At 49.5% G+C, this 15207-nt stretch carries 10 protein-coding genes and 5 pseudogenes; 9 read left to right on the forward strand and 6 right to left on the reverse strand.

Translation table 11 applies throughout. The annotated features are described in order from the left end of the window. Positions 1 to 378 precede the first annotated feature (378 nt). From ATN88_RS24450 to ATN88_RS24480, 7 genes and pseudogenes are all read left to right on the forward strand, one after another. Positions 379 to 1665: an NCS2 family permease gene (locus ATN88_RS24450; RefSeq protein ID WP_067420069.1), complete on the forward strand. Its 1287-nt coding sequence runs from the start codon at positions 379 to 381 to the stop codon at positions 1663 to 1665. Positions 1666 to 1730: 65 nt separating this feature from the next. Beyond that, on the forward strand, positions 1731 to 2189 hold the full coding sequence (gpt, locus tag ATN88_RS24455) for a xanthine phosphoribosyltransferase (RefSeq protein WP_067420070.1): 459 nt from the start codon (positions 1731 to 1733) through the stop codon (positions 2187 to 2189). Positions 2190 to 2316: 127 nt separating this feature from the next. Continuing rightward, positions 2317 to 3570 (forward strand): esterase FrsA, encoded by a 1254-nt coding sequence (gene frsA / locus ATN88_RS24460; RefSeq protein ID WP_067420071.1) that lies wholly within the window; start codon positions 2317 to 2319, stop codon positions 3568 to 3570. Positions 3571 to 3777: 207 nt separating this feature from the next. Then, complete coding sequence (crl, locus tag ATN88_RS24465; RefSeq protein ID WP_067420072.1) at positions 3778 to 4182, forward strand: sigma factor-binding protein Crl; 405 nt, start codon at positions 3778 to 3780, stop codon at positions 4180 to 4182. A gap of 97 nt (positions 4183 to 4279) precedes the next feature. Next, positions 4280 to 5433, forward strand: a pseudogene (gene proB, locus ATN88_RS24470) (glutamate 5-kinase). A gap of 51 nt (positions 5434 to 5484) precedes the next feature. Next, positions 5485 to 6737, forward strand: a pseudogene (locus tag ATN88_RS24475) (glutamate-5-semialdehyde dehydrogenase). Between the two features lie 120 nt (positions 6738 to 6857). Further along, a pseudogene (locus tag ATN88_RS24480) lies at positions 6858 to 7771 on the forward strand (LysR family transcriptional regulator). 25 nt (positions 7772 to 7796) lie between these two features. Here the strand turns inward: ATN88_RS24480 and ATN88_RS24485 are convergent. Both ATN88_RS24485 and ATN88_RS24490 read right to left on the reverse strand, forming a co-directional pair. Then, on the reverse strand, positions 7797 to 8678 hold the full coding sequence (locus ATN88_RS24485) for a YjjW family glycine radical enzyme activase (protein ID WP_067420073.1): 882 nt from the start codon (positions 8676 to 8678) through the stop codon (positions 7797 to 7799). A 17-nt stretch (positions 8679 to 8695) separates the two neighbouring features. Further along, the gene (locus ATN88_RS24490) at positions 8696 to 10237 is read right to left on the reverse strand and encodes a YjjI family glycine radical enzyme (RefSeq protein WP_067420074.1); all 1542 of its coding nucleotides are present in this window, start codon (positions 10235 to 10237) and stop codon (positions 8696 to 8698) included. A 480-nt stretch (positions 10238 to 10717) separates the two neighbouring features. On the opposite strand from ATN88_RS24490, the gene ATN88_RS24495 reads away from it, so the two are divergent. Beyond that, entirely contained in the window at positions 10718 to 11431 is a 714-nt protein-coding gene (locus ATN88_RS24495) for a MalM family protein (protein ID WP_067420075.1), read from the forward strand. Between the two features lie 20 nt (positions 11432 to 11451). Then, positions 11452 to 11646 (forward strand): annotated as a pseudogene (locus ATN88_RS25725) (integrase core domain-containing protein); the annotation flags it as partial. Between the two features lie 90 nt (positions 11647 to 11736). Here the strand turns inward: ATN88_RS25725 and lipA are convergent. From lipA to ATN88_RS24515, 4 genes and pseudogenes are all read right to left on the reverse strand, one after another. Beyond that, positions 11737 to 12701: pseudogene (gene lipA, locus ATN88_RS24500) on the reverse strand (lipoyl synthase). After that, positions 12698 to 13351 (reverse strand): lipoyl(octanoyl) transferase LipB, encoded by a 654-nt coding sequence (gene lipB, locus ATN88_RS24505; RefSeq protein ID WP_067420076.1) that lies wholly within the window; start codon positions 13349 to 13351, stop codon positions 12698 to 12700. The pseudogene lipA and the gene lipB overlap by 4 nt, the downstream one beginning before the upstream one ends. A gap of 155 nt (positions 13352 to 13506) precedes the next feature. Further along, positions 13507 to 13776, reverse strand: a complete 270-nt coding sequence (gene ybeD, locus ATN88_RS24510) for a DUF493 family protein YbeD (RefSeq protein WP_067420077.1) — start codon at positions 13774 to 13776, stop codon at positions 13507 to 13509. A 243-nt stretch (positions 13777 to 14019) separates the two neighbouring features. Further along, positions 14020 to 15192 carry a serine hydrolase gene (locus ATN88_RS24515; protein WP_067420078.1) on the reverse strand — a complete coding sequence of 391 codons (1173 nt, stop codon included), beginning with the start codon at positions 15190 to 15192 and terminating at the stop codon, positions 14020 to 14022. Between the last annotated feature and the right edge of the window lie 15 nt (positions 15193 to 15207).

The raw sequence follows: 15207 nt of genomic DNA on the forward strand, positions 1-15207 counted from the left end.
CCAACTCTAACAGATACTTCGTTTCCACTTTGGAAACCACGTTTGATCTGGCGCCACGACTTAGTGGCGTTTTTTTTGTCTTTTTTCCGAGTAAGCCTACCTGTGCCGCATTTGTTGAGTGGTTACTTTATTTCGATCTCATATTCTTTAGTTGTACATTTATTGTGCGAAAAATCCTTCTACTATATGCGCTGTTACTCGATCGAGCCTGATCAGCTTAAATCACCACCAATTGATGCTAACGTGACGCAATTCACGCTGGAAATTTCGAGAAGTGGCGGGTAATATTCGCGTCGAATTTCCACGCAAACGTTTGTGGAAAACGTTTGCGTCATTTTTTGACTGGCCATACACACTCTTTCCAAGGAATTGAAAGCCATGCTTGAGCGTCTTTTTAAACTAAAAGAGCAAGGTACAGATATACGCACAGAGGTTATCGCAGGACTCACAACGTTTCTGACGATGGCTTACATCATTTTTGTTAACCCAGCTATCTTGTCTGAGACAGGTATGGACCGTGGTGCAGTATTCGTAGCAACCTGTTTGGCTGCGGCGATTGGCTGTTTCATTATGGGTCTGGTTGCAAACTACCCAGTGGCGCAAGCGCCGGGTATGGGTCTGAACGCCTTCTTTACCTACACCGTGGTATTCCAAATGGGTTACTCATGGCAGGTGGCGTTGGGCGCTGTATTCCTGTCTGGTCTTTGCTTTATCGCACTGAGCCTATTTAAAGTCCGTGAGCTGATCATCAACTCTATCCCACTTTCTTTGCGCACGGGCATCTCAGCGGGTATCGGTATCTTCTTGGCACTGATCGCGCTGCAAAACTCTGGCATCGTTGTCGACAACCCAGCAACACTGGTTGCAATGGGTGACCTGTCTTCATTCGGTCCTGCCATGGCGGCTCTGGGTTTCTTCCTGACGATTGGTCTGGTTAACCGCGGCATCAAAGGCGCGGTAATGATTGCGATTCTGGTCGTAACAGGCATTTCTGTTATCACGGGTAACGTGCCTTACGCGGGCATCATGTCTGCGCCACCAAGCATTGCGCCTACCTTTATGCAAATGGACCTGTCAGGTGCGTTTGATGTAGCAATGATTTCTGTTGTGTTTGCATTCCTGTTCGTTGACCTGTTCGACACCGCGGGCACCTTGGTCGGTGTAGCAACCAAAGCAGAACTGCTGGACAAAGACGGCAAACTGCCACGTCTGAACAAAGCCCTGTTGGCTGACAGTACTGCAACGACTGTAGGTGCGGTTCTGGGTACGTCAAACACCACTTCATTCATCGAAAGTGTCTCTGGCGTTGCAGCGGGTGGCCGTACAGGTCTGACTGCAGTAGTCGTAGGTCTGATGTTTATTCTGGCACTGTTCTTCTCGCCATTGGCGGGTATGGTTCCAGCTTACGCAACGGCGGGCGCACTGTTCTACGTTGCTATCCTGATGATGTCTGGTCTGGTAAGCGTTAACTGGCGCGACCTGACTGAAGCTGCACCGGTTGTTGTAGTGTGTTTGCTGACACCGCTGACGTACTCAATCGCACACGGTATCGGTCTGGGCTTCATCTCTTACTGTGCAATCAAGGCATTCAGTGGCAAAGGACGTGACGTACATATCAGTGTGTGGGTTCTTTCTGCGATGTTCTTGCTGAAATTTGTTATGTAAGACACAATACGCCGCAATCTTTTGAGTGAGTTATTTTGGCGACCATCGCCACTGAGGTTTTCTAAATGAGCAACAAGTTTGTTATCACCTGGGACAACATGCAAATGTACACCCGCCAGCTGGCAGAGAAGCTGCTTCCTGCTGATCAATGGACTGGTATTATCGCGGTAAGCCGTGGTGGTCTGGTTCCTGCGGCAATTCTGGCTCGTGAATTGGGTATTCGTCATGTTGATACTGTTTGTATCTCTAGCTACGACCACGATCACCAGCGTGATATGCAAGTACTGAAGAAAGCTGACGGTGACGGTGAAGGTTTCATCGTTGTTGATGACCTGGTTGACACCGGCGGTACTGCGGAAGTTATCCGTGAAATGTACCCGAAAGCGAAGTTCGTAACTGTATGTGCAAAACCTGCTGGTAAGCACCTGGTTGACGACTACGTGGTAGATATCGCTCAGGATTGCTGGATTGAGCAACCTTGGGATATGGGCGTGACTTTCGTTGAGCCTGTAGCTAAGCGTTAAGAACACGAAAAAAAGCCCCGAAAGGGGCTTTTTTTATGTCTGCAAAAGTCTATATGCATATCATGGTTTTCTGGCGTTTATGGTTTACACTAAGGCCAGTAAATTCAGAATAGTTAGGAGAGGTTCCGTGAGCGAAACCGAATCCGAAAACCTGTCGATAAAACTCTTCAAACAACACAAACACGCCAAGGAAACATCCACCATTGTCGGTTCTGTCAATCAAGGGTTGAGTGCCATGCACAATGCTTTAGATGGGGACAGTGACAATAGCTGGTACCGTATTCTTCGCCGTCCTCAATGGATCTGGCAGGGCGTAGACCCAATAGAGATGGAAGAGACGCTGGCGCGCATTGCCGTATCAGACAATGACCGCAGTAGCGAAAAGCTTCTCGACACGGTCGTCGGCTACCGTCCCGGCAATTGGTCCTATGAATGGACGCAATGTGGCATGCGCCATCAAAAAACGGCGCAATCGTTGGATGAGTCGGGCAATAAATCAGACGCGGCGAACAAGTGGTTGCTTGCAAGCACCTGTTTCAGCATTGCCGCTTACCCTCACCTGAAAGGTGACCCGCTGTCACTGCAAGCGGAAACGCTGGCGAATAAAGCCTTTCACAACGCCATCGACAAACTGCCTTACAAAGTGAAAACCGTCGTGACACAAGTCGACGGCAGACCATTAGAGGGCTTTCTCTACCTGCCTCATACTAATGAGCCGTTACCGACCGTGATAGTAAGCGGCGGTGTGGATAGCCTTCAAACTGACGCGTGGCGTTTGTTTGAAACCTACTTTGCACCAGCTAACATTGCCATGCTTACGCTCGACATGCCGTCCGTGGGTCGAAGCAGCCATTGGAGTTTGACCGAAGACACCAGCCGTCTTCATCAGGCAATGGTTCAAGAGCTGCGTTCTGTGCCTTGGGTGGATCATCATCGCGTGGGTTGCTTGGGCGTGCGTATGGGGGCCAATGCAGCGGTTAGAATGGCGTTTGTTGAGCAAAACAACGTGAAGTCGTGCGTGTCGATTGGTGGCATGCTACACACCATGTTGAACGAGGCTTATCAGCACAAGAACATTCCGCCTATGTATCTTGATACCATCGCATCGAGAATGGGCAAACCCGCTGCGAGTGCTTCGTTATTAACTCAGCTACAAGCTCTGTCACTAAAAAATCAGGGGCTACTGACGGGACGGCGCACCAAGGTGCCGGTGTTGGCGTTGAGTCTTGATGGTGACCCAGTGTGTCCAGACACGGACAATCAGTTGGCAGCACTTTACAGTCAGGGTGGTAAAGCGAAAACCTTGCCGAGCAAGCCACTTCATGATGGTTATCACAGAATCATGTTGGAAGCCATGGACTGGTTCTCAAAGACATTGTGATAAAGATCTTTTAACGGATTTTCTACATCTCGTATTCGTCAAAGCTCTCTGATATTGGACGAATTCCATTGTTTAGTTGTTATACACTTGAAGTTTGCTGATGAAAAAACGACCTCTTTTTGAGGTCGTACAGCGCGACATCGTCGTTCGTCAACAACGCACCGAATAATAAAAAACATTGGAACGCGTCTTTTCAGGGAGCTTGCTATGACCGAAGAAAATAAAACCCTATCCCATGGCCGATTGATGACCAAGTTTGCACAGCTTGGGCCTTACCTGCGCCAAAATAAATCATCTGAAGAAAGCTACTTCTTCGATTGCCTATCTGCTTGTGTTAACGCAAAAAAATCACCAGAAAGCCGTGAGTTTTGGGGCTGGTGGATGGAATTGACGCCAAAAGACGGTGGCTTCGAATATTTCTATGCCTTCGGCAAGTTTGATACTGCCGGTGAATGGAAAGAAGAGAATGTCCCGAACAAGAGTGCTTCCGAGGTGAAGGCGTCTTTGGATACCTTCTACAAAAAAATCACAGAGTTTGTAGAAGGTGACCTGTCGCTGGAGATTTCAGCACTTCCGTCTCTTAAGCAACCAAAACTGGGTTCGGCTGCATAACTTGCGATTATCACGCAAACGAATGCTTTAATCGCTTGTTATCTTGGGCTGAGATTGATAAAAGAAGAGCTCATTTGCTTTATTTGTTATCAATGTCATGTCAGGCCAAGAAAACAATTCATCTGTTAAAACGTCTGGCGGTCAATCAGATCGTCAGACCATCGTTGTAAAGCTGGGTACCAGCGTACTTACCGGCGGTTCTAAGAAACTGGATCGTGCACACATGGTTGAGCTGGTTCGCCAGTGCGCCATGCTGATCCGTGAAGGTCACCATGTTGTTATCGTTACCTCGGGTGCGATTGCAGCGGGGCGTGAACACCTTAATCACCCACAACTGGCAAGCACTATCGCCAACAAGCAAATGCTGGCAGCGGTAGGGCAGTCACGCATCATTCAAACGTGGGAAAGCCTGTTTGCTATCTATGGCATCAATATCGGCCAAATGCTGCTGACACGCGCAGATTTGGACGATCGTGAGCGTTACCTGAACGCACGCGATATGCTGCAAGCACTGCTCGACAACAACATCGTTCCTGTTGTGAACGAGAATGATGCCGTTGCAACCGCTGAGATCAAAGTGGGCGATAACGACAACCTGTCAGCACTGGTCGCGATTTTGGCAGAAGCAGACAAACTGCTGCTGTTGACCGATCAACCAGGTCTGTTCACTGCGGATCCGCGCAGCAACCCTGAAGCGGAACTCATCCACGAAGTTCACACCATCGACGAAACCCTGCACAAACTGGCAGGCGGCAGCGTCAGTGGTTTAGGTACCGGTGGTATGGCGACCAAGCTGCAAGCCGCAGACGTTGCGCGTCGTTCGGGTATCGAAGTGACCATCGCGGCGGGTAGCCGCCCTGAAGTTATTCAGCATGTGGTAGAAGGCAAACCTGCGGGTACACGCTTCCTGCCATTGGAATCACCGTTGGAAAGCCGCAAGCGCTGGATCCTCGCAGGTCCTCCTCCAGCAGGTAACATCATCATTGATGATGGCGCAGCGAAAGCCGTGGTTGAGCGTCACAGCAGCTTGTTGTCAAAAGGCATCACGGCTGTGAAGGTAAATTCGACCGTGGTGCGGTTGCACGTATCTGTAATAAGGACGGAAAACTGCTGGCTCGCGGCATCTGTCGTTACTCAAGCAAGGATTTAAGCGCCATCGCGGGTCGACATAGCCAGGACATTCAAGATATTCTGGGTTATGCACACGGAGCCGTAGCGGTGCACTGCGACGATTTAGTCGTAATCGATTAATCAGGCTGTGGCGGATGCCGCGGCCTAAATGGAAGAGCAATAGAGGCTGAAATGAGTCTGCAACAAATGGGACGCGCAGCGAAAGACGCTGCATACGCACTGGCAACCGCACCGACGGCGCAGAAAAACAAAGCGCTGGCAGTGATTGCTGATGAATTAGAAGCAAATGCGGCAACAATTCTTGCTGCAAACGCAAAAGACATCGACGCAGGTCGTGCAGCGGGTCTGCCCGACGCGATGCTTGATCGTCTGCTTCTGAATGAATCTCTCTGGCGGGTATTGCCGCTGACGTTCGCAATGTGATTTCTCTGTCTGACCCCGTCGGCAGCGAAATTGATTGCAAAGTGCTGGAAAACGGCATGACATTGAGCCGTCGTCGCGAGCCCATTGGCGTAATTGGTGTGATTTATGAAGCGCGCCCGAATGTGACCATTGATATTGCCTCGCTCTGCCTGAAAACCGGTAACGCGAGCATCCTGCGTGGTGGTAAAGAGACCTTCTTCTCTAACGTTGAGTTGGTGAAAGTGATCCAAACCGCGCTGGAAAAAGCCGATCTACCAGCGGCATCTGTTCAGTACATCGAGAAACCAGACCGTGAGCTGGTGGGTGAACTGCTGCGTCTGGACGAGTACGTCGACATGATCATCCCACGTGGTGGCGCAGGTCTGCACAAAATGTGTAAAGAGAACAGCACCATCCCAGTGATCATCGGCGGTTTTGGTATCAGCCACTTGTTTGTTGATAAGACGGCAGATCTGGATCGTTCACTGGATGTGATCATCAACTCGAAAGCACAGCGTCCGTCAGCGTGTAACGCGCTGGATACCTTGCTGGTGCATGAAGATGTTGCGACTGAGCTGTTTGAAAAGCTGGTTCCACTGCTTAACGATAACAAGCTGAAGATCGTTGCTGACAGTGCGGCTTACCCACTGTTGTCAGCGGTTGCAGATCTGCACGAAGCGGGCGAAGGTGATTTTGATACCGAATGGCTGAGCTACACGCTGGGTGTGTCGATTGTCTCTGACGTACATGCAGCACTGAAGCACATGCGTGATCACAACGCGAGCCACTCAGATGCGATCCTGACCAACGATCTGATGGCGGCAGAAGCCTTCATCAACGGTGCAGGCTCTGCGGCGGTATACGTGAATGCGTCTACACGCTTCACAGACGGCGCACAATTTGGCTTGGGCGCAGAGGTTGCGGTATCGACTCAGAAACTGCACGCACGCGGTCCTATGGGCTTGGAAGAGCTGACCACCTACAAGTGGGTCGGTAAAGCAGACTACCTGCCACGCGCTTAACCCGCGCAGCGAATCAATATTGAAAGGCACGCGAAAGCGTGCCTTTTTCTTTTTCCCTCTATCCGTTTTGGGTGTTTGAGGGTAATCTCTCGCCATCGCCAGCTACCTACTGAAACTGCCATGGATTACACAACCCTTTCGAGGATCAGCCTGAAAAACCTCACCGTTATGCACGTGCTTTTAATGACGCACAGCGTGACGGCCACGGCTGATATTTTGTGTGTGACGCCATCCAGTGTCAGTAAAGCGTTAAGCCAGCTAAAAACGCAGCTCAATGACGAGCTCTTTTTCCGCCGCGGCAATCAGTTAACGCCGACGCAATTTGCGCTCAGTATCGGCCCTGCGATCCACAATGTGTTGTCGAACATCAATGGCATTTTCCAGCAAGGGGAGTTCTCGCCAGAGGTGTATGAAGGCACCTTGTCGCTGTCGATGCGAGAAAGCACGTTCGAGTTATTTGCGCCAAAGCTATGTGGGATTTCAGCGCAGTTGTCAGACAAAGCACGCCTTAACATCTCCACCAAAGAGCAGTTTAGCTTCGAAGCACTGCAAAGTGGTAAGCTGGATTTCTTGTTGTTGCCGCACGACATCAGCCAGCCACCGACACAGAGCAAAAGCTTGGTGTGGCAGACCATTATGGAAGATGAAATGGTGTGTCTGATGCGCGCCGATCATCCGCTCGCACAACAAGACTTAACGATCGAAGCTATCTAAGTTGTCGCCATATTCGGGTGATCGACAAAGACTTGGCTGAACCTTATTTTGAGATGACGCTGACACAACGCCATGGCGCGCGCAACATCGCTTTGATGGTCGCTGACTTTGGTTCTGCGGCACTGACCTGTCATCATTCAGACTACCTGTTCACCTGCTCCAAACGTTGGGCGGAAACCGCCTTGCAGGCAAAAGATCTGATCGCAAAACCTTTGCCCTTCGATTACGGACAAGTGGCGTACAGTTTGGTGTGGAACATGGTGAGCCTGAACAACCCAGCGTGTCGTTGGCTTCACAGCCAGCTTATCGCCGAGAGCTAAACGCCAACCAAAGTAAGGCGGTGAATTAGGTATAAATCGTCGGTTTCAGCATTGGGCGCTGAATGCGGGCGAACAGCAAATCGTGGAAGCGATCCATTTCCGCTTCACTGCATTTTTCCCACTCCAATGCCTGACCCATTACGCCATGGTGTTGAAACGCATTAAGGCGAATTTGAACTGACTCTGGCAGTTTATTGAGATATGCGCCGACGGCATCCACTTCGGTATCCAAGTCACTTTTCCCCGGAATATGAAGCAAACGCACTTCGTGCAGTTTTCCCATCTCAGCCAACAAGTCGATGGTGTCGATGACGCGGTGTTTATCGCGGCCAATGAGCCAGCGGTGCGTCTCGGATTGCCATGACTTTAAGTCAATCATTGCGCCATCAAGGTAAGGGGCAACACGCTCCCAACCTGCGCGAGATAATGAACCGTTGCTGTCGATAAAGCATGTCAGGTGAGACAACGCAGGATCGGCTTTTACGGCTTTGAACAGCTCGATGATGAATGGCAGTTGCAGCGTCGCTTCACCGCCTGACACGGTAATGCCATTCAGGAAAAAGTGGTGTTGGCGAACCAAGGCCAGCATGTCGTCCAAGCTGTAGCTGACAATTTTTGGATTGGATTTGTGCGGGCACACGTCGATGCAAAGATCGCAGTGTGTGCACTTTGCTGCATCCCAAATCACTTTGCCTTCAGCACTGAATGACAGCGCATCAGCCGGGCAAGGTGCTACACAATCTCCGCAATCGGTGCAGTGATTGATGGTATGCGGATTGTGGCAGGTAATGCAGTCGAAATTGCAGCCCTGCAAAAAGATGACCAGGCGGTTGCCCGGTCCATCTACACAAGAGAATGTCAGGATACGGCTGACCAATGCGTTTGTCTTACTCGGTTTCACTGACATTCTCCGGTGGTATGCGATTACTTGTAAACAGGCGTGGTCTCGAAGCTCACCACACGTGGTGCGCGGTCAAGAATGCCCGTGTTGCAAGCCGCTTCTGCGCCCAGCCACGTGGTGTTCTTACGAGAACCTTCATCGTCGTATTTCGCGATATCAGACAGTTTGATCATGTAACCCGTTACGCGCACCAGATCGTTAGAAGCAACGTTCGCGGTGAACTCGCGGTAGCCCATGTTGATCGCACCTTTACACAGGTTGAACATGGCTTCAGGGTTTGATTTTACCGTCTCGTCAATGGTCAGAATGTCACTGATACCCGAGGTGTAGTACTTGTGGTGACCAGCGGTTGCGTGAACATAAGTCACTGGATCTGGTTCAGTACCGTAAGGGATACGAACGCCCGGCGTTACGTCTTTATCGATGCTGATGCCACCTTGTGAGTGCAGTACCGCTTTACCGTTCAGGCCGAACTTCACAGGGCTTGCTTCAACCAGCTCTGCCAGTTTTGCAGAGATAGCGTGGCCCAGTTCGTTTGCCGCGATGTCGTGACCGTACTTCAGTGACTGACCGTCTTTCTCCATCAGGATGTTAACCGCTTCCGCCATGCCGTAAATACCGAACATAGGCGCGAAACGACCTTCTTCAATCAGACCTTCTGTTGCCAGGAAGTGTTTGAAGTAGTTTGAAGACTCGTGCAGGAAGCTGCTGCGAACGTCCATCAGTTCAACCATCAGCTTGCTGTAGGTAGGCAGCACTGCGTTCAGGAAGTCTTCAGCACTTTCCGCTTTCTCAGCAGCATGCTTCAGGTTCATACGCACTAGGGTGTTAGAACCGCCTGCCAGTGGCAGCGAGTTGTAGCAGCTTACGATACCGAAACGCTTGTCACCGTATGCCGAAGCGTGCATTGGGTAGTTCGCGATGTGCGGTTTGCTGCACTCAACGATGTTTGAAGTCGCTTGACGCAATAGGTCGTCAGACGTTACCGCTGGGTCGTACATGAACGTCAGGTTCGGTGCGATTTGCTTCAGCTCAGCATCCACGCGCAGGATAGTGCGACAAATGATGTTGTCTGCTGGGCCGATGTTTGCGTGCATGAATGCGTCTGGCAGAGTGCGGTCCAGCATGATCCAGAAACGCTTAATTTTTTGGTAGATCTCTTCGTCTGACAGCTCGCCCACGTAAGGCATCAGCACGTCATCCAGTTGACCCACGTAAACCGGAATGTTGGTCACTGACGGTACGTGGTGGTAGATGATGTTCAGCATGTTCAGCGCATCATCAAGGTTCTCTGCTGGAGACAGTTCTAGGTACTCAGAACCCTGAGACAGGAACTTTGCGTAATCTGGCAGTACGTAGCGTGGTTTGAACGGTGCGTGACCTTCAAACATGTCACAGATAACGCCGTCTTTCATCGCCTGCTCGATATCGTCAGAGATATCCATGTAAGGCAGGCTTGCTTCTGCTTCCAACGCCAGCCATTGGTTTTTCTGCTTTGGCGACAGGGTTGGGTTGTTGATGATTTGGTAGAAACGTTCTTGAAGTTCTGTCAGATGCTTGCTCATGGAAAAGACCCTACTTTAATTTGGGTTTATTCTAAGCGCGAATCCGGTTTGCCACTATTGAACAATCAAGAAGTATGCTTTTCCAGAATGGAAATCCATGTGGAGTGTGAAGTCGAAGGCTCAAAGGACTGAGGGATAGGTGGTGGGATTAGAATGCTTGCTGTTGTTGGGCTTGTGCCCTTCGTAGCCAAACATGTTTCAAAGAGAGTTGGCATTTCCAATATTGGAGTACTTGAATTGTCCTAAAAAAGGCCAAGCGTTTCCAATCCATTCAGCACTGCATAAAAATGCAGTACATGTCTAGCTCGGAACGCCCTATTTCACTCTTTCAGGTCGCAGCCAGCAAAAGTTATTTTACTGATTTTAATGGGAAATATGGTAAATTTGTGCAACTGTACACGGACCAATTGGGCATCGCGGTTTTGTATTAAACGGGAAAATTACCCGCTACTAAATTGTTAGCATTATTAGAGAAAGGTTATGAACCTAAAATTGGGACTAATATTTATTTGTTGTACTTCTTTAGTGGGGTGTGCCTTAGTTTCACCTGAAGCATACCTAGCTGAACGCCAAACTTTAATTGAAAAAGTAAAGGAATCCAAAGCATGCTGTACTTCTTTTTCAGAGATAGAATATACACCACTAAATAGTGGCCCGAGCTCGGAGAGGTTTCTCATTGACCTTAATTCACAGGTTGTGAATATCAATGGAGATAATTCCCTAGTTCTTGCATTGGAATTGCCAGAAGGAGCTTCAAGTATTGAATTTAGAAGCGTTAATACAACAAGTACGGATTTGACAGGGGGCCACTTTGCACCTGTCGTTCTTCAACTCGACTCCAACTTCAATCAAATAGTTAAAGATATATACACAGACTTCTCGACGAATGATGCAACGATACAATGGAAAGGTATAAGCGGGGAGTTGATACTGAAAAGCGAAACGAAATACCTTCTTTTTTACACCACTCAAGAGTTACTGACTCAGAGGACTGCTTCTTATTGGAGTGGTTCTAGAAGTTATGAAGTTAACGTCCCTATAGAGGTACTTAATAAAGCGCCTCTTTATAAGAAACGCAGTGTGGGATTTACGGCCAAACCTAATACGCCAGATGGCAAAATAGAAGTCCATGTATGTGAAAACGGTGATAGGTCCATGGATCAGAAGCTTAGTGATACGTGCAATAAAAGCTAATATAAGCATTAACATGATGTTTTAGCCGTACTTCCCGAACTGAAGTTCTCGACATGCATGTATTTAAAGTGCTGTCCGAAGTCAGAGAAATCGCCAAAAACTGGATGAAGGAATATAGCAACGAGAGACCGCATGATTCTCTTAATGACCTTACCCTTTTAGAATATCTGGCAAAGTATGAAAGCAGGAAAAAATCTAATTTAGATTGCCACTAATACAGGGAAGACTACAACAGACTTTAACAATGCGAAACAAAAAACGCCGAGCAGTGCTCGGCGTTTTCGTATTTGGATTCGCGTTAGTGCTTACTTGATTTCCACGCCCTGCGCTTGCAGGTCTGCATGGTAAGAAGAACGCACGAAAGGACCACAGGCAGCGTGAGTAAAGCCCAGTTCCAACGCGATGTCACGCAGTTCGTCAAACTCTTCAGGCGGCACGTAGCGCTCTACAGGAAGGTGATGACGCTTGGTGCCAAGTACTGACCTAAAGTCAGCATGGTCACGCCGTGTGCACGTAGGTCTTTCAGTACTTCAATGATCTCTTCTTTGGTTTCGCCCAGACCCATCATCAAACCTGATTTGGTTGGGACGTTAGGGTGCATTTCACCGAATTTCTTCAGCAGCTCCAGAGACCATTTGTAGTTCGCACCCGGACGCGCTTTACGGTAAAGGCGAGGTGCGGTTTCCAGATTGTGGTTGAACACGTCTGGCGGGTTGTCTTTCAGCAGCTCAAGCGCAGTGTCCATACGGCCACGGAAGTCAGGCACCAGTGTTTCGATGCGGATTTCTGGGTTCAGCGCACGGATTTCACGGGTACAGTCCGCAAAGTGCTTCGCACCACCGTCACGCAGGTCATCACGGTCTACCGAGGTCACAACGACGTACCTCAGATTCATGTCGCTGATGGTTTTTGCCAGTTTCGCTGGCTCATTCTCATCCGGCTGGTTTGGACGGCCATGTGCAACGTCGCAGAATGGGCAACGACGGGTACAAATCGCACCCAGAATCATGAAGGTCGCGGTGCCGTGGTTGAAACATTCTGCCAAGTTAGGGCAAGACGCCTCTTCGCACACCGAGTGCAGATTGTTTTTACGTAGCGCAGACTTGATGTCTTGAATACGTTTACTGTCTGATGGAAGTTTGATCTTCATCCACTCAGGCTTGCGCAGCATCTCTTTTTGCTCGGTCGGCATGTTTTTGACCGGGATGAGCGCCATTTTGTCTGCATCGCGGTACTTAACGCCGCGTTCCATCTGGATCGGTTTGCTCATAATTCGTTGCTTTCTGTTAGGGACTCCACCTCATCATAACCGAGGTGAGAAGTCAGTTTATCAACTAACACAGGGTAAAGCTCAGCCAGTGATGCCGGCCCCCCTAAATCGACGGTTTGTGTCATCGCCATGCCAGCGTAACCACACGGGTTAATGCGCAGGAATGGGGACAAGTCCATATTGACGTTTAGCGCCAATCCGTGGAACGAACAGCCTCGACGGATCCGAAGACCCAGCGAGCAGATTTTATTGTCACCCACGTATACGCCCGGTGCGTCGGGACGTGCACTGGATTCAATACCGTAGTGAGCCAGTGTATCGATCACGATGTTCTCGATATGGGTGACCAGTTCACGTACGCCCATCTTCTTACGTTTCAGATCAATCAGGACATAGGCTACCTGCTGACCCGGACCGTGGTAAGTCACTTGACCGCCGCGGTCACTCTGTACAACCGGAATATCACCGGTTGCTAGCAAATGTTCTGCTTTGCCTGCCTGACCCTGTGTAAACACCGGCTCGTGCTCGACCAGCCATATTTCATCCAGCGTATCACTGTCGCGTTCGTCAGTGAAAGTATGCATGGCTTGGAATGTTGGCTCGTAAGGGCGCAAACCAAGCTGTCTGATGATGAGACGATTTTGCTGCAAAGTACACCTGCCAGATTGAGAACTTCACCCGAAATCCGACGGAATTGCGGTAAGAAGATGACGAAAATTCGGAATATCGATTCGATATTATAATGAGCAGCGGCTGAATTAACAGCCGCCGTCAGTAAGGATATTGTGCTATCAGCGTGGGCTGATCACAGAACCATGCGTACGATTTCGATGTCAGCCAGTTCTTTGTACAGCGTTTCAACTTGTTCGATAGAGGTGGCTGTAATCGTTACTGATACCGCGTGATACGTGCCTTTGCCACTTGGCTTAACGCTTGGGCTGTAATCGCCTGGTGCGTGACGTTGGATCACTTCCAAAACCAGATCTGGCAGCTCTGGCTTCGCATAGCCCATCACTTTGTAAGTGAACTTACACGGGAACTCCAGTAGGTCTCTCAGTTTTGGTTCTTCTTGCATGTATAACTCCACAATCGACAGCGTATGACGCGGTCGAATACTTGTCTGTACGAGCTCCTGACCGCGTTTTGGCTGATGCAGGAACTGAGATTTCGATCACGAATATAATTGGGGGAGAATAGTAATCGTCCTGTTAAAAGAAAACAAGATGACGCATTTCTTCCGTTCAAGAGAATATGGGGGCAAAAGTGGCAAATAAAAAGGGCAGTGAAGTCACTGCCCTTAAAATCTTCGCGTTAACGCTTAGAACAAGTTCTTGAAGAACATAACGATGTAGTCCATCAAGCGGCTGAATAGGCCACCTTCTTGTACATCGTTCAGTGCAACCAGTGGGTATTCAGCAACGTCTTCGCCGTCAACTTGGTAGTAAAGTTTACCGACCACGTCACCTTTCGCGATTGGTGCTTCCAGCGTTTTCTCCAGAACGAAGCTTGCTTCCAGATCTTTCGCTTTGCCGCGTGGCAGCGTGACGTAAGTGTCTTCAGTTACACCCAGTGCCACTTGGTCTGTGTCACCCATCCACACTTTTTCAGTCACGAAGGTTTCGTTTGCTTTGTGTGGTTCAACGGTTTCGAAGAAACGGAAGCCGTAGTTCAGCAGTTTCTTGCTTTCGGCTTTACGTGCGTTGGCACTGTTGGTACCCATTACTACGGCAATCAGGCGCATTTTGCCTTCGGTCGCCGAGCTTACTAGGCTGTAGCCTGCTTTGTCGGTGTGACCGGTTTTGATACCGTCAACGTTCATGCTCTTGTCCCACAGTAGACCGTTACGGTTGTACTGGGTGATACCGTTGTAGGTGTATTGCTTGTCGCTGTAAATGCGGTATTCCTCAGGAACATCGCGGATCAGTGCCTGACCCAGTAGCGCCATGTCGTAAGGCGTTGAGTACAGGTTATCGTGGTCCAGACCGTGTGCGTTCATGAAGTGTGTGTCTTTCATGCCCAGCGTTTTCGCCCAACCGTTCATTAGGTCAACGAAAGAGTCTTCAGAGCCCGCAATGTGTTCAGCCATCGCCACACACGCGTCGTTACCTGATTGGATGATGATGCCGTGGTTCAGTTCATCAACGGTAACTGTGGTACCGACTTCAATGAACATCTTCGAGCTGCCTGGGAAGTTCTTCGCCCACGCGTTTTTGCTGATCACCACTTCATCATCAAGGCTGATGTTGCCGCGTTCGATTTCCTGACCGATGACGTAGCTGGTCATCATTTTGGTCAGACTCGCAGGGTTCAGACGCTCGTGTGCGTTATGTTCTGCCAGCACTTTGCCTGAGTTGTAATCCATCAGAACGTAGCCTTTTGCCGCGATTTGTGGGGCATCAGGAACAACGGTTGGCGCAGCGAAAACGGACGCAGAAGAAACAAGAGCGGTCGATAAGACTAAAGAGCGCAACAATGAGGGTGATTTTTTCATAGATTTAGGTACTTA

This window comes from Enterovibrio coralii, assembly GCF_001559595.1.
In the GTDB taxonomy this organism is placed as follows: Bacteria; Pseudomonadota; Gammaproteobacteria; order Enterobacterales; family Vibrionaceae; genus Enterovibrio; species Enterovibrio coralii.